We start from the raw sequence: 14,136 nt of genomic DNA on the forward strand, positions 1-14,136 counted from the left end.
CAGGAGAATTTCCTGATTTTAATTGATTCCCTGTCCCGGATATGGTTAATCTCCTGATCAATGGAACCCGAAACTTTACCGAATTTTAAGACTGTTCAAAAGGATGACTCTTTTATCCTTGCCCTGACAGGCAGGCTGGATGCCCAAGGGAGCGCCGGGATCTGGAAAAATGCGATCCGGACCGTTGAGACGGCGCCGGGCAACTGCATTATCCTTGACCTTGAAAAGGTGGACTACCTTGACACGGCCGGGGCTGTTCTGATCTCCCGCCTCAGGTCGGCGGCGGAAAAAAAGGGAAATACAGAGTTTCTTCTCCGGAAACCGGCTCCTGAATTCTCTCCGGTTCTGGATCTTGCAGAGAAGAGGGAGGGGCGTTCCTCCGAATCCGGCGGCCGCGCAACCCTGTCCTTTATCGAAAAAAGAGGGGAAAAACTGGCGGAGTTTCTCCAGGATGCAGGCTCCTTTATCACCTTTACAGGAGAGATCTTCTGGGCCCTCATTTCCAGTCTCAGGCACCCGGGGCAGATCCGCTGGGCAGACACTTTAAGGGTGGCGGAACGGTCCGGGGTGGATGCCCTGCCCATCGTGGCTCTGATCAGCTTTATCGTGGGCCTGGTCATGGCCTTCCAGGCTGCCATTCCCATGAAGATGTTCGGGGCCGAGATCTATGTGGCCAATCTCATCGGCATCGCCATGGTCCGGGAACTGGGGCCGCTTATGACAGCCATCGTCCTGGCCGGACGGTCCGCCTCGGCCTTTGCCGCCGAGATCGGAACCATGAAGATCAACGAGGAGATCGACGCCCTGACCATCATGGGGCTGGAGCCGGTTCGCTTTCTCATCCTGCCCAGGGTCATCGCCTCCACCCTGGTCACGCCCCTGCTCACCTTATTTGCCAATCTTGTGGGTATTCTAGGAGGCGCCGTGGTTATCCTCTCTTTTGATTATCCCTTTGTCACCTATTACAACCAGGTGGCCGGATTCGTCACCTGGCAGGATTTTGTCGGAGGCATTGTCAAGTGTTTTGTATTCGGTATTCTCATCGCGGCCACCGGCTGCATCCGGGGATATCAGACCGGCCAGGGGGCCTCTGCCGTGGGGGAGGCCACCACCCGGGCCGTTGTCTCCTCCATTATTCTCATTGCCGTATTTGACGGCATCTTTTCCGTGGTCTATTATTCTTTAGGGATATGAAAGAAACAGCCATAAAAGTCGAAAACCTGGATGCCGGTTACGGGGGCATCCCCATAATGAAAAACCTGAACTTTGAGGTTCAGTCGGGCCGGATATTCGTGATCCTGGGAGGATCGGGCTGCGGCAAATCCACCCTGCTCAAGCATATGATCGGGCTGGTTCCCCCCATTTCAGGCCGGGTCCTTATCAACGGCCAGGACATGGTCTCGGCTGCCGGGGACAAGAAAAACCGGCTGCTCCGGAAAATCGGGGTGGCCTTCCAGAACGGAGCCTTATTCGGCTCCATGAGTGTACTTGAAAATATCATGCTCCCCTTAAAAGAGTATACCCGGCTTCCCCGGGAGGCCATGGAGACTGTTGCCCGGATCAAGCTGGATCTGGTGGATCTGGGCCACGGGGCGGAACTCATGCCCGACCAGCTCAGCGGGGGAATGAAAAAAAGGGCGGCCATTGCCCGGGCCATGGCCCTGGATCCTTCCATCCTTTTCCTGGACGAGCCCTCGGCCGGCCTGGATCCCCTGACCTCGGCCGGCCTGGATCGTCTGATCATGGACCTTGCCTCAAATCTGAAAATCACCTTTGTCATTGTCACCCATGAGCTGGAAAGCATTTTAGCCATTGCCGATCAGGTCATCATGCTGGAAAAGGAAGCCAAAGGCATCATTGCCAGGGGGAATCCCGGGGTCCTGAAGGCAGACCCCTCCAATCCCTATGTGTACAATTTTTTTAACCGCCATCCTCCAGAGGCAGTCCATCCATGAACCAGAACGCCAATTTTTTCAAGCTCGGCCTGTTCGTGATCCTTTCATTCATCCTCTTTGCCGGATTCCTCATCGTGTTTGGAGCCGGGAAGTTCCTTAAAAAGGAACTCATGGCCGAAACCTGCTTTGATGAATCGGTCCAGGGCCTGGATATCGGTTCGGAGGTAAAGTACCAGGGGGTGAAAATCGGTGCGGTAAAAACCATTACCACCCCGGCACGGATCTACCATGTCCAGTCCAATTACGTGCTGGTTACCTTTTCCATTTTTGAAGAGTGCTACGTGGGCCAGACCGGGAAAACCAATGAGGAGAGAATCCATGCCGCCATTTCCCAGGGCCTGAAAATCAACCTGGCCTTTAAGGGCCTTACCGGGGCGGCCTACCTGGAGACCAACTATTTTCCCGGAGACACGGAAGAGCTTGATATCTCCTGGAAACCGAAAAATCTTTATATCCCCTCCCGGAAAAGCAGAATAAAACGCCTGGAAAGCGCATTGAACGGAATCCTGGAAAACCTGTCCCAGATCAATGTCAGCGGCATGACCGCCCAGATAGAAACCCTGCTCCATACCCTGAACAAAAAAGCCGAAGAAATCGATACCGCTGAAATTTCAGCTCAGATGGAGGGGCTTCTAGGCGAGCTCAGGCAGACCAGCCAAAAGATATCCCAAACCCTGGATTCGGATAAGTTCAACCGGATCATTGAGAATGCGGATCATTCTTTTTCAAACATGAACACCATCCTGGACCAGGCCAAAAAACCCATTGACGGTGCCTTACAGGATTTCAGGACCGCCGCCGGAAATGCAAAGAGCCTGACAACCGGTTTTGAAAAAAGCATGTCAGGAAAACTGGAAACCATGGGAAAGGATCTGGATGCCTTGATGCTGTCCGTGAACAAAACCGCGAAGATGCTGGAAACCATGATCTGGCTGAATACGGATACCATCAACAAGACCATTGATAATTTTGAACGGACCTCGGAAAACCTCAAGCAGCTCAGCATTGAAATCAGACAATATCCCGGGCGCCTGCTTCTGGAAAAACCACCTAAAAAAATCGCCCCGGAAAACCTTAAGGAAAGCCGATGATGGATCCAGGATCAAAAAGCATAAAATTATTCGTCTTTGTCAGCCTTCTCTTTTTCATCGGCTGCTCCGGCATCAAATCCGAATTTCCCCTTCAGAATCTGTTCCGCATCACATCGGGCCCGTGGACAGCCGGACAGCCGGAGCAGGGAGCGGACCTCCTGGTTTCTCCCTTTGACATCTCTCCTGAATTTGAATCGGATTCCTTTGTCTTCCGGGTATCCAGGGACCAGTACAAGGTGGATTTCTACAATAGGTTCATGGTTTCCCCGGCAGAGATGATCACCCATTCCGTCCGGGAAGACCTTTACGCATCCAGGCTTTTCAAGGCGGTCCAGCCCGGCGACTCCCTGGATGTCCAATACAGGCTCCGGGGCAAGGTGGTTGAGCTTTACGCCGATATCCGGGATCCGAATGCCCCCAAAGGCGTCATGGTCCTGGGGCTCACCCTGGAAAGACAAACCAAAGCAGGTTTTGCCCCGGTGGTCATCCGTACCTATCCGGCCCAAATCCCCGTGAAGACAATTGAAGCCGTTAATTTTGTAGAGGCATGGAACCAATGTCTGGGACGGATATTGTCGGATTTTTACCGGGAGTGTGCATCCCTTGAGGCGTTAAAAGTTCAGGGGAGCCCGCATGGAAATCCTCCGGACTTTCCACGTTCAACCCTTTGCTTAGGCCCGGGGGATCTTTCAAAGATCTTTTCATGGTGAATCGGTTGGTCCTCCCGATTCCGGGAAAATAAAACAAAAATGTTTCTGATTCCACAAAAATGTTATTTGATGGCTGCCATCTTCTGACAACCCCTTAGGGATAAAATTTGAAAAAGCCTTTTGTTAAAGGCTTCCGCCTTTGACTCTCCATGGCCGGACCCCAATAGATCTAACAGGCATTACTCTTGCATTCTCACTATAGCAGGTTTGCCGGGAAACGGCTGTTTATGAATTGAATCTAGGAAAAGGATTCCCATGACCATTGGAAATGCCCTCATGTTTATTCGCCAGGGACTTGAAGACAATGAGCTGAGAAAGCAGTTGAACCATGCGTCCAGCTCATCTGAACTGGACGCCATCTTAATCGATAAAGGTCTGATATTCTCAGACCATGATTTTGAAGAAGCTTTTTACAACCAGCTGTTCAAATGCCAGGAAGAGGTAGTGGCCGATCAGATCAAAGAATTTAAAATCTGGTGGGATCTGCTGAACCTGAGCCTTAAACCGGTGACCTCCTGATCCCTGACTGCCGGAGACGTAAAAAAGGAGAGAAAATATATGGAAATCCAAGAAAAGGTGCCCTGGAAAAATGATTTAAACTGGCAGAAATGGCTGAAGAACGGAGACCAGTATCTCAGCGCGGCAACCCCTAAGGGGGAAAAAAGCCGGTTCGGTCCTGACCTCAGATACAATCTGCTCTCCATGTCCCTGGAAGGGTATATCATGGCCATCATGGATTTTTATGATGTCATGCCGGAGAACCATACCTATACAGATCTTATCTCAGGCCTTGAAACCGTTGCCCGTCTTGACGGCCGTTTGAAATCCCGGATCCTTCAGTATGAGAACATCCAGTCCATCTGCTCCATTGAAAAATACCACAGAACCAGCCCCACGGAAGAAGATCTGGAGGATCTCAAGGGAGCCGTCGGTATCATCGGGTCCATGGCCCATGAAACCTGCGGTATTCCTTCCTGATATGGTCATGCCCGGCATAAAGACCCGGGCATGATTTTCACAACCCAAAACCTGCAACCCGGCCGGGATTCAGAGTCGCTCTTCTGCGTTACTCTTTTTTGTGAATGGCCATGCTCTGTCTGGCTTTGGGGTTTTAACTTATTGAAATTATTAATATAATACTCTTTTATCCTTGGGTTTTTCGTGATCGGCACGATCTTTGCCGTATCTTTTCAGCAGAAGCCCGGTTATCCGGGACGTATTTGCCCGCATCCGGGCAGAAAGATGAATTTGGAGGCAGATCATGGAAAAGAGAGGAAAAGGAACCCGTATCATGGAGCGGCCGCCCCGGCCGGCCCCTGATGCCCGGGTCCTGGAAAAGATCAAACATAGCTTCATCGTCATGAGCGGAAAAGGAGGTGTGGGTAAATCCAGTGTCTCGGCCAACCTTGCCGTGGCCCTTGCCAATAAAGGATATAAAGTCGGGCTCATGGACATCGACATCCATGGGCCGGATATCCCAAGGATGCTGGGGCTCAGGGAAATGATCCGCATCAACGGGAATAAGAAGATGGAGCCTGTTTCCTATTCCCCCAACCTGAGCGCCGTATCCATAGAATCTTTGATGCCGGACAAGGATACGGCCATTATCTGGAGGGGGCCGGTCAAGCACACGGCCATCCGGCAGTTTATCGGTGATGTGGACTGGGGTCCCCTTGACTTTCTCATCATTGATTCCCCTCCGGGCACCGGTGACGAACCCCTGACCATCGCCAATCTCATCCAGGATGCCCGGGCAATTATCGTGACCACTCCCCAGGAGGTTGCCCTGGCCGATGTGAGAAAATCAATCCGGTTCTGCCGGGAGGTGGACATGGAGATCTTCGGACTGGTGGAGAATATGAGCGGATTTGCCTGTCCTTGCTGCGGTCGTGTCCTTGACCCTTTCGGGACCGGGGGAGGGCAAAGAACAGCGATTGAGGCAGGGATCCCCTTTCTAGGAAAAATCCCCATGGATCCTGCTGTGGTGGCCTGCGGCGACGCAGGCATTTCCTTTCAAGACAGATATCCAAAATCCGGTGTCACAGGGGCATTTAAAAGGATTACGGATAAAATGGGCCGGCTTTTGAATAAACGGGAATAGTCTGCCGGGGGGAAGCTTTCTGCTTTTCCCCCAATCCCCGGAGAGCCCTAGTTTATCCTTGCCCGTCAACAATGAGGCGGATTTTTTCACTGAAAAACGCCGCTGCATCCCGGGCCTCTTTGTCCGTCATTTCAGGGATATCGCCGGATAACGCCTTCACACTGGCTTCATCGATATCCGTGATTTTATTCACGGCAAAGGAATCCACCTCACCCTCTTCGGGCAAGAGTCCGCATCCGCCGGCCACCCCCAGGAATTCGGTCCCTGCGAAAATAGGGACCACAATTTTCAAAAGACCGGCATCGCATTCCTCGATCACAGGGGATTTCGTCTTTTCGGCCTGGCCGGCCAGGTTCATATGGGCCGTGGCACAGATAAAGCTCTGGCCCTTGTCCGTTGATTTTATCTTGGGGCAGATCCTGTTGGACCAGTTCTTGGTATCCGTGATCCGGATCCCTTTTTTGTTAAATACGGAACTCTGCAGATTAAATTTTTCCCAGGCTTTTTCTTCCAGCTCCGCCCAGGTTTCAAGGGGGGCAATATCCGTCAGATTCATAACCAGTCAACCTCCGTTTCAAAATATAGATTCATTTTCAAGGGTCAGGCAAAAATATTTTCCGGTTTATAGGGATGGGCTCCCTCGATCACATCTACCCCTGATTTGGCCTTGATTTTACCGATAATCGCCTCTTTATAGGGACAATGATCCGTGATGCACGGTCCAATGTGGATCTTAGTGACTTTTTCCTCCATGGGTTTGTTCCACAGATTCACCTGGGCCAGGCGGGTGACAATGGTAGCTCCCGGACAATCCCCGCAGTTCAGAAGTCCGATCACTTCCGCATCCTGGCCTTTATAGAGATTGAACTCGCCTTCTTTGCGGTTAAATCCCACCAGGCACCGGCTGCATCCGATGCACACATCATCCATGGCTTTTTTACAGCCGACAATCAGGACTTTTTCCATTTTCTCCTCCATCTTAAGATTATTTTCGCAAACCGCCCGGGGCAGATAAACTGCAATGGGCATGCCAGGGGAGGAAAGGAGGGCTCTTAAAAAAATAAGGCTATAATTTCAATATATTAAAGCATAGACCGGGATCCGGTCCCGGGCTGGATCTCATAAAATTTTTCAATACCAGGACCTTGACGATTGCATGGATGCGACCCTTCTGATCTCCGGTTTCGTAAAACCCGGTCTTGCAAACATCAGAAAGGTTCCAGCTCCGAGGCTCTCTGGGCTGAAGCTGTCTTCCGCTTCCTGAAGTCTTAATGCTATCCGGTCAGATCATCCCTGCGGACGCCCAGTTTCCTCATCCTTGAGGCAAAGGTGGACCGGTTGACCCCCGAGGCCCTGGCCGCCCAGGTGACGTTCCAATTGTGTTTTTTCAAAAGGGCATCCACGTAGGCCCGCTCAAGTCCCGGCCAGGTCAGGGTGCTCAGGTCCCGGGTGAATTCATTCTGGTCCTCTGACAGGCCCTCTCCGGGGTTGGCCTCGTCCGTATCCGGGTTCTCCCCCCGGATATTGGGGGGAATGGTCATGGTCTCTATGGCGTCCGACGGGGTGATGACCATGAGGTAGCGGATCAGGTTTTCCAGTTCCCGGATATTTCCTGGCCAGTCATAGGCCACTAGGTGCTGCATGGCGCCGGACAGGATTTTCTTTTCCGGGATACCGGCCTTGGCCGACTCCTTTTCGAGAAAATATTTGGCCAGCAGGGGGATATCCTCCCGCCTTTCCCGCAAGGAGGGCAGATGGACCGGAAGAACCGAGAGGCGGTAGAACAGGTCCTGGCGGAAATTGTTCTCAGAAATCATCTTTTTGATATCCTTGTTGGTGGCGGCCACAATCCGGATGTCCACATACCTTACCCGGGTATCCCCCAGGGGTTTGACCTCGTTTTTCTGAAGGACCCTGAGCAGGCTGGCCTGGGTGCTCATGGGCATGTCCCCGATTTCATCCAGAAAAACCGTGCCCCCGTCAGCGGCTTCGAACAGGCCGGCCTTGTCCTTGGCCGCCCCGGTAAAGGCCCCTTTTCTATATCCGAACAATTCGCTCTCCAGAAGGGTTTCGGGAATGGCCGAGCAGTTCTGGACCAGAAAGGGCTTGTCCCTGCGGCTGCTGAGCCTGTGGATCTGTTCTGCCGCCAGTTCCTTGCCCGTACCGCTTTCCCCGGTGATCAGGACGTGAAAATCCGTGCCTGCATAGCTTTTGACCAGGTCCATGCTTGCCTGAAACCCGGAGCTCTGGCCGACAATGGCGTTGTTTTTTTCTATCCTGGACAGGGCCGATGTCAGGTGGCGGGTCCTGTTTTTTTCCTCGGAAAAGAGAAGGGCGTTGCTCAGGGCGATGGAGCAGATATCCACCAGGTTCTGCAAGGTGGAAAGGTAGTCCTTGTCCAGATTAAGCTGGCTTTTGGCCGGAGTGGTGTCAATGATCTGAACGGCGCCGAATACCTGATCCTCCCGGAAAATTAAGGGGAAGCAGAGGATCATACTGCTTTTGACGGCAAAGTCCTCTTCCACCTCCCGGAAGTGGCGCTGGTCAGACTTTGTTTCGGCAATGGCCATTTTTTTGTTTTTGATCACCCATCCCACGATGCTGGGATGATCCGAATCCAGATGGACGCCAAGGATGTTCTCGCTTTCATCTCCTGCCGCCTCCACGCAGACATAGGAGTCCTTTTTCTTCACCCATATGGATCCCCTTCTTACGTTCTGGATCTGTAAAAGGGAGTTTAAAAATTTTTTCTGGAGCTCCCGGGGGTCCAGTTCTTTAAACAGATCCAACTCTTGTACACCCATGAACGCCTCCCTTTTATAATGATATATGGCTATTTATATCAAATAAAAATAGCACATATTAAATAAAACAATCAAGCCGGTTTTTTACCCCGGGGATTATCAGATAATATATCTTTTAATTTCAATAATATATGTGTCTAAAATCTCCTTGGCACAAAAACTGATTTAATATCATCACACCGGGCCGTTTCCAAAGGATGCCCGTAACCATTGGTTCCCGGAGCGAGGAGTTTGACATGGAACAGAAAATATTGATAGACAGCCTTGATACTGCATTGATCACCTGCCCCAAATGCGGGAATAAGAAAATCCTTCAACTTTCCGAATACAAGCAGGTCAAATCCCTTACCCGGATCAAATGCCGGTGTTCCTGCGGGCATACCCAGAGGGCCGTCATTGAAAAAAGATCAGGGCCGGATCAGGACATCCGTCTGGCCGGAACCTTCCTGGCAAAGGGGAAGACCCGGTGTTCAGGAAAGATGACCATAAAAAAGCTCAATTCCAACGGTATCACCCTGAAAACCAATACCGACCGGAAACTTCCTCCCGGTCTCAGCCTCATGCTCGAATTTGTCCTGGACGATCCCAAACAGTCCATCGTGCAAAAGGAAGTTATGGTCCTTGCCCGCAGCGGTAGATACCTGACCGCTGAATTTGTCTCCAAGAATCACCAGGATAACCTGGGACCCTATCTCTTCTTCAATAAACTATACATGTGACCTGCAGGACCGCAGCAGGTCAAGCTCCCTTTGCCCGGTCACATCAGAGAATAGGGATCCACATCCACATTGATCCTGACATCCTTGACCGGTTTGATGCCGGGATCTTCTTTCATCTGTCTGACCAGGTGATTGATCCGGGTGGCCGATCCTCCCTTGACCAGGATCTGCCACCGGTACCGGTCGGAAATTCTGGGGATGGCCGCCTCAATGGGTCCCATGATCCGGATCTCATTTTCTTTAGATCCGGATTGTAAAAGCCGGTTGAGAACCCCGGCAACGGTTCTGGCATGGGCCTGGACCTTTTTGGGATCCTTTCCGGAGATCTTGAGTTGAATCATCCGGGAAAAGGGAGGGTATTCCAGGGCCTTTCGAAAGGGGGCTTCATTATTGAAAAATTCAACAAAATCCTGGCGCTTGGACGCCTCGATGATGAAATGATCCGGGGTATAGGTCTGCATGATCACCTTCCCGGGCTCCCTTCCCCGGCCGGCCCGGCCCGCCACCTGGGCCAGAAGCTGGAAGGTCCTTTCCCCGGCCCTGAAATCCGGAAGATTCAGGGAGAGGTCGGCGCATACCACTCCCACCAGGGTAATGGAAGGAAAATCATGCCCTTTGGCCAGCATCTGGGTGCCCACGATGATGTCCACGGTACGGTTCCGGATCTTTTTGAGCAGCTTCAGGGCGCTGCCCTTTCTGGCCGTGGAATCCTGGTCCATCCTGGCCAGCCGGGCATCGGGAAACATGGCCTTGAGCATGTCCTCGATCTTTTCGGTGCCGAATCCGAAATCCCTGATCTCGGGTTTCCCGCATTCCGGGCAGACAGCTGGAATTTTCTGTATAAATCCGCACAGATGGCATTTATAGTGACTGGCTCCCTTGTGAAAGGTCAGGGTCACATCACAGAACCGGCAGGACAGGGGGGTCCCGCAGTCATTGCAGGCCGGAAAGGTGGCAAACCCCCTTCTGTTGAGGAAGATCAGGGCCTGGTTTCCCTTTTCCAGGCAGGCCCGGATCTCCTTTGCCAGCTCCGGGGTGATGATCCGTTCACTCCCCCTGAAATCCTTGTACTTTTTTAAATCCACCAATTTGATTTCCGGCAGGGGATTGCTGTTGACCCGGCTTTCCAGATTGAGCCGGACAAACCGCCCGGCTTCTGCATTCTGGAAGGACTGGACCGAAGGGGTTGCCGATCCCAGGACCACCGGGCAGCCGTTCATCTTTCCCCGGACCAGGGCAAGGTCCCTGGCATTGTACCTGAGCCCGGTCTCCTGCTTATAAGAGGAATCATGTTCCTCATCCACAATGATGATGCCGATGTTTTCAAAGGGGGAGAAAATGGCAGACCGGGCACCGATGACAATGCTGACGCTTCCCAGGCAGATCTTTCTCCACTGGTCCAGGCGCTCCCCGGGGGAAAGCATGGAATGGATCACGGCGATCCGCTCTCCGAACCTTGCCCTGAACCTGCGCTCCGTCTGGGAGATCAGGGCAATCTCCGGCACCAGGACAATGGCGGTTTTTCCCTGCTCCACGGCCCGGGCCGCCAGCCTCATATAGACCTCGGTCTTGCCCGAGCCGGTCACCCCGGCCAGGACATAGGGGATAAAGCCCTTATCCCTGTCTGCTTCGACCTTTTCCAGGACAAGGGCCTGCTCCCGGGTCAGCTCGGGCGGAACATCCGGTTCCACCGGGTCTCCCAGGGGATCCCTGAACACCCGGCGCAGTTCGATCTTTATCAGTCCGGCTTGTTCCAGGGGGCGGATCAGTTTGGGAGCCGTTGGGATTTTGGCCCGGAGCCCGGTCAGGGAGATTTCACCCGATTCCGCGACTATATTTAATATCTCCCTGCGTTTCTTGGACATCCTTACCGACGGATCCGGCTCCGTATTGGAACAGAGGATATACTTTTCCTGCTTGGCCCGGACATTTTCCTTTTTCAGGATTGCTGAGATCTCTATCCACCCTTTTTTCTCCATTTTCCGGACCAGGGAAAGGACAGAAGGGCCGATTTCCGAGCGGCTCAGCCGGGTCAGCCGGATTCCTTCCCGGGCTTTGAACTGCTCCATCACACGGGCCTCATCCGGCCCGGCCTCGCCGCTGCCAAGGGCCCTCTCCCCCTTTTCCGTCATAAAGGCGCAGGAGACATCCCGCCGGTCAAGGCCGCCGGGCAGGGCCGTCTTGATCACCTCTCCCAGGGGATGGATATAGTACTGGGCGATCCATTCAAAAAAAGGAATCTGATTTTCCGGAAAAAGGGGATGATCATCCAAAAGCTCCAGGATCTCCCGTGTCTTGAATCCGGGTTTGTCAGGATGGTCACCCAGAAGATAGCCGGTGAGCCGTTTCCTGCCAAAGGGCACAAGTACCCGCATCCCCGGTGTCCAAAGTTCCTCCAGACGGGCCGGCATCTCATAGACAAAGGTCTGGTCCAGGGGAAGAGGCACGGCCACGTCTATATATTTCTTATGGATCATGGCGCCTATTTCCGCACAAAACCGGATAATTATCAATACCGGAATATTTTTAAAGAAACAAATTTCAAATAACCGCCTGTAAACATAATGCCTATGATAAAACAGCCCAAAATATCCCCAAACAGAGGGGCTAATTTTCTTGACGGAATTCCCTGTTTCTAATAGGTATGGAGGGATATATTTTCGCACCGAACTAACAAGGAGGTAACATGGCCGTCTATGTGGAGGATCATCCTCTCATTAAGCATAAACTGGGGCTGATGAGGCAGAAAGACATCAGCACCAAGGATTTCAGGGATCTGGCATCTGAAGTGGCCCGGCTCCTGACCTATGAGGCCACCCAGGACATAGACCTGGAAAAAAAGGTCATCGAAGGCTGGGCCGGCAAGGTTGAAATCGAAAAGATAAAGGGAAAAAAGATCACCATCGTTCCCATTCTCAGGGCCGGTCTGGGCATGATGGACGGGGTCCTGGACCTCATCCCCTCGGCCAAGGTGAGCGTGGTGGGTTTTTACCGGAATGAGGAGACCCTGAAACCGGTCCAGTATTATTTCAAGACCGCCTCGGCCCTGGAAGAGAGGATCTCCCTGATCCTGGATCCCATGCTGGCCACCGGCGGCACCCTCATCTCCACCATTGACCTGCTCAAGGAGGCCGGATGCAAGAGGATCAAAGGCCTCTTCCTGGTGGCAGCCCCCGAAGGCATTGCCAAGGTTCAGGAAAAGCATCCGGATGTGGATATCTATACCGCCAGTATTGACGAATGTCTCAACGAGGTGGGGTATATCCTGCCGGGCCTGGGGGATGCAGGCGATAAGATATTCGGAACCAAATAGTGTTTGAAGAAAATTTCACCCATCTGCGGCGTTGCTGCAGGATTCTAAGATCCCCACGTACCTTAAGTGCGCTCCGGTCTTAAAATTCTTTGCGCCTTGTCCATGGGTAAATTTTTCTTCAAACGCCAGGATCTCCACACATATTAAACACAAAATCTTCAAAGGAAAAAAGAACCATGTCTAATCAAAGTTCTACTGATTACAACTTCCAAGTGAAAGACTGCTTCCTGGGGGCCCAGATGCTCTTCGTGGCATTCGGGGCCCTTGTTCTCGTGCCCCTTCTCACAGGACTGAATCCCAATGTGGCCCTGTTTACGGCAGGTCTTGGAACCCTTGTGTTCCAGGTCATCACCCGGGGTAAGGTCCCGGTATTCCTGGCCTCATCCTTTGCCTTTATCGCCCCCATCATCTACGGGGTCAAGACCTGGGGCATCCCCGGAACCATGTGCGGTCTTGCCGCAGCCGGCGCGGTTTATGTGGTCCTTAGCCTTCTGGTCCGGTGGCAGGGAAGCCAGATCATCAAACGGGTTCTGCCCCCTGTGGTCACCGGTCCGGTCATCATGGTCATCGGGCTGATCCTGGCCCCGGTGGCCGTGCACATGGCCATGGGAAAAACCGGGGACGGTGCCATCGTTCTCTTTCCCCAGGCAAAGGCCATGACCGTGGGACTCTGTGCCCTGGCCACCACGGTCCTGGTATCCATCCTGGGAAAGGGCATCCTGAAACTGATCCCCATTCTCTGCGGAATCGCCGTGGGATATATTCTCTCCCTGTTCTTCGGATTCGTTGATTTTTCAGGCATTTCCAAGGCAGCCTGGTTCAGCGTTCCGGACTTTGTCTTTCCCCAGTGGAACCTCCAGGCGATCTTCTATATCGTACCCATTGCCATTGCCCCGGCCATTGAACATTTCGGGGATGTGGTCGCCATCTCAGGGGTCACGGGCAAGGACTATCTTGAGGATCCGGGCATTGAAAACACCATGCTGGGGGACGGTATCGCCACCTCCCTGGCCTCCATGCTGGGCGGCCCGCCCAATACCACCTATTCCGAGGTCACCGGCGCCGTGGCTCTGACCAAGATGTTTAACCCGGCCGTCATGACCTGGGCCGCTGTCGCCGCTATTCTCCTGGCCTTTGTGGGCAAGCTTGGGGCTATACTCCAGACCGTTCCCACTCCGGTCATGGGCGGAATCATGCTCCTGCTCTTCGGCGCCATCATGGTGGTGGGCCTCAACACCCTGGTTCGATCCGGGGATGATCTCATGGAAGCCCGGAATCTGTCCATCGTGGCCCTGATCCTGATCTTCGGCATCGGCGGCATGAGCTTTTCCGCAGGGCAGTTCCAGCTCCAGGGCATCGGCCTGGCCGGCATCCTGGGTGTGGTTCTCAACCTGGTTCTTCCCAGGAGCAGGGAATATTAATCCCGGCCTCCCATAAAAATCT

General features: G+C 53.0%; 14 protein-coding genes. 10 read left to right on the forward strand and 4 right to left on the reverse strand.

Annotation, left to right across the window (positions count from 1 at the left end):
- Positions 1–60: 60 nt before the first annotated feature.
- From F608_RS0117775 to F608_RS32475, 7 genes are all read left to right on the forward strand, one after another.
- On the forward strand, positions 61–1,194 hold the full coding sequence (locus F608_RS0117775) for an MlaE family lipid ABC transporter permease subunit (RefSeq protein WP_022667010.1): 1,134 nt from the start codon (positions 61–63) through the stop codon (positions 1,192–1,194).
- Complete coding sequence (locus F608_RS0117780; protein WP_022667011.1) at positions 1,191–1,955, forward strand: ABC transporter ATP-binding protein; 765 nt, start codon at positions 1,191–1,193, stop codon at positions 1,953–1,955. The genes F608_RS0117775 and F608_RS0117780 overlap by 4 nt, the downstream gene beginning before the upstream one ends.
- Positions 1,952–3,046 carry an MlaD family protein gene (locus tag F608_RS0117785; RefSeq protein WP_022667012.1) on the forward strand — a complete coding sequence of 365 codons (1,095 nt, stop codon included), beginning with the start codon at positions 1,952–1,954 and terminating at the stop codon, positions 3,044–3,046. Before F608_RS0117780 ends, F608_RS0117785 begins: the two co-directional genes overlap by 4 nt.
- Entirely contained in the window at positions 3,043–3,756 is a 714-nt protein-coding gene (locus F608_RS0117790) for an ABC-type transport auxiliary lipoprotein family protein (RefSeq protein WP_022667013.1), read from the forward strand. Before F608_RS0117785 ends, F608_RS0117790 begins: the two co-directional genes overlap by 4 nt.
- Before the next feature lie 255 nt (positions 3,757–4,011).
- Positions 4,012–4,275 carry a hypothetical protein gene (locus tag F608_RS0117795; protein WP_022667014.1) on the forward strand — a complete coding sequence of 88 codons (264 nt, stop codon included), beginning with the start codon at positions 4,012–4,014 and terminating at the stop codon, positions 4,273–4,275.
- A gap of 39 nt (positions 4,276–4,314) precedes the next feature.
- Positions 4,315–4,734, forward strand: coding sequence for a hypothetical protein (locus tag F608_RS0117800; protein WP_022667015.1), 420 nt, complete (start codon positions 4,315–4,317; stop codon positions 4,732–4,734).
- Between the two features lie 283 nt (positions 4,735–5,017).
- On the forward strand, positions 5,018–5,857 hold the full coding sequence (locus F608_RS32475; RefSeq protein WP_022667017.1) for a P-loop NTPase: 840 nt from the start codon (positions 5,018–5,020) through the stop codon (positions 5,855–5,857).
- 52 nt (positions 5,858–5,909) lie between these two features.
- Here F608_RS32475 and F608_RS0117815 read toward each other — a convergent pair whose 3' ends face one another.
- The 3 genes from F608_RS0117815 to F608_RS0117825 all read right to left on the reverse strand — a co-directional run bounded on the left by F608_RS0117815 (position 5,910) and on the right by F608_RS0117825 (position 8,661).
- Positions 5,910–6,413, reverse strand: a complete 504-nt coding sequence (locus F608_RS0117815; protein ID WP_022667018.1) for a PocR ligand-binding domain-containing protein — start codon at positions 6,411–6,413, stop codon at positions 5,910–5,912.
- Between the two features lie 44 nt (positions 6,414–6,457).
- Positions 6,458–6,823 (reverse strand): CGGC domain-containing protein, encoded by a 366-nt coding sequence (locus tag F608_RS0117820; protein WP_027362870.1) that lies wholly within the window; start codon positions 6,821–6,823, stop codon positions 6,458–6,460.
- 308 nt (positions 6,824–7,131) lie between these two features.
- Positions 7,132–8,661: a sigma-54 interaction domain-containing protein gene (locus tag F608_RS0117825; RefSeq protein WP_022667020.1), complete on the reverse strand. Its 1,530-nt coding sequence runs from the start codon at positions 8,659–8,661 to the stop codon at positions 7,132–7,134.
- A 236-nt stretch (positions 8,662–8,897) separates the two neighbouring features.
- Between F608_RS0117825 and F608_RS0117830 the strand changes: the two genes are divergently transcribed.
- Positions 8,898–9,380, forward strand: coding sequence for a zinc ribbon domain-containing protein (locus F608_RS0117830; protein ID WP_022667021.1), 483 nt, complete (start codon positions 8,898–8,900; stop codon positions 9,378–9,380).
- 38 nt (positions 9,381–9,418) lie between these two features.
- Here F608_RS0117830 and priA read toward each other — a convergent pair whose 3' ends face one another.
- Positions 9,419–11,857 (reverse strand): replication restart helicase PriA, encoded by a 2,439-nt coding sequence (gene priA, locus F608_RS0117835; RefSeq protein WP_022667022.1) that lies wholly within the window; start codon positions 11,855–11,857, stop codon positions 9,419–9,421.
- Positions 11,858–12,066: 209 nt separating this feature from the next.
- On the opposite strand from priA, the gene upp reads away from it, so the two are divergent.
- Both upp and F608_RS0117845 read left to right on the forward strand, forming a co-directional pair.
- On the forward strand, positions 12,067–12,693 hold the full coding sequence (upp, locus tag F608_RS0117840; protein WP_022667023.1) for a uracil phosphoribosyltransferase: 627 nt from the start codon (positions 12,067–12,069) through the stop codon (positions 12,691–12,693).
- A gap of 176 nt (positions 12,694–12,869) precedes the next feature.
- Positions 12,870–14,114, forward strand: a complete 1,245-nt coding sequence (locus tag F608_RS0117845) for a uracil-xanthine permease family protein (RefSeq protein WP_022667024.1) — start codon at positions 12,870–12,872, stop codon at positions 14,112–14,114.
- Positions 14,115–14,136 lie beyond the last annotated feature (22 nt).

The organism is Desulfospira joergensenii DSM 10085 (assembly GCF_000420085.1).
GTDB classification, from domain to species: domain Bacteria; phylum Desulfobacterota; class Desulfobacteria; order Desulfobacterales; family Desulfobacteraceae; genus Desulfospira; species Desulfospira joergensenii.

What these genes read in the sequence shown, in the direction of transcription:
- F608_RS0117775 (WP_022667010.1), top strand. Translation starts at nt 61, where the DNA reads ATGGAACCCGAAACTTTACCGAATTTTAAGACTGTTCAAAAGGATGAC.
- F608_RS0117780 (WP_022667011.1), top strand. Translation starts at nt 1,191, where the DNA reads ATGAAAGAAACAGCCATAAAAGTCGAAAACCTGGATGCCGGTTACGGG.
- F608_RS0117785 (WP_022667012.1), top strand. Translation starts at nt 1,952, where the DNA reads ATGAACCAGAACGCCAATTTTTTCAAGCTCGGCCTGTTCGTGATCCTT.
- F608_RS0117790 (WP_022667013.1), top strand. Translation starts at nt 3,043, where the DNA reads ATGATGGATCCAGGATCAAAAAGCATAAAATTATTCGTCTTTGTCAGC.
- F608_RS0117795 (WP_022667014.1), top strand. Translation starts at nt 4,012, where the DNA reads ATGACCATTGGAAATGCCCTCATGTTTATTCGCCAGGGACTTGAAGAC.
- F608_RS0117800 (WP_022667015.1), top strand. Translation starts at nt 4,315, where the DNA reads ATGGAAATCCAAGAAAAGGTGCCCTGGAAAAATGATTTAAACTGGCAG.
- F608_RS32475 (WP_022667017.1), top strand. Translation starts at nt 5,018, where the DNA reads ATGGAAAAGAGAGGAAAAGGAACCCGTATCATGGAGCGGCCGCCCCGG.
- F608_RS0117815 (WP_022667018.1), bottom strand. Translation starts at nt 6,413, where the DNA reads ATGAATCTGACGGATATTGCCCCCCTTGAAACCTGGGCGGAGCTGGAA.
- F608_RS0117820 (WP_027362870.1), bottom strand. Translation starts at nt 6,823, where the DNA reads ATGGAAAAAGTCCTGATTGTCGGCTGTAAAAAAGCCATGGATGATGTG.
- F608_RS0117825 (WP_022667020.1), bottom strand. Translation starts at nt 8,661, where the DNA reads ATGGGTGTACAAGAGTTGGATCTGTTTAAAGAACTGGACCCCCGGGAG.
- F608_RS0117830 (WP_022667021.1), top strand. Translation starts at nt 8,898, where the DNA reads ATGGAACAGAAAATATTGATAGACAGCCTTGATACTGCATTGATCACC.
- priA (WP_022667022.1), bottom strand. Translation starts at nt 11,857, where the DNA reads ATGATCCATAAGAAATATATAGACGTGGCCGTGCCTCTTCCCCTGGAC.
- upp (WP_022667023.1), top strand. Translation starts at nt 12,067, where the DNA reads ATGGCCGTCTATGTGGAGGATCATCCTCTCATTAAGCATAAACTGGGG.
- F608_RS0117845 (WP_022667024.1), top strand. Translation starts at nt 12,870, where the DNA reads ATGTCTAATCAAAGTTCTACTGATTACAACTTCCAAGTGAAAGACTGC.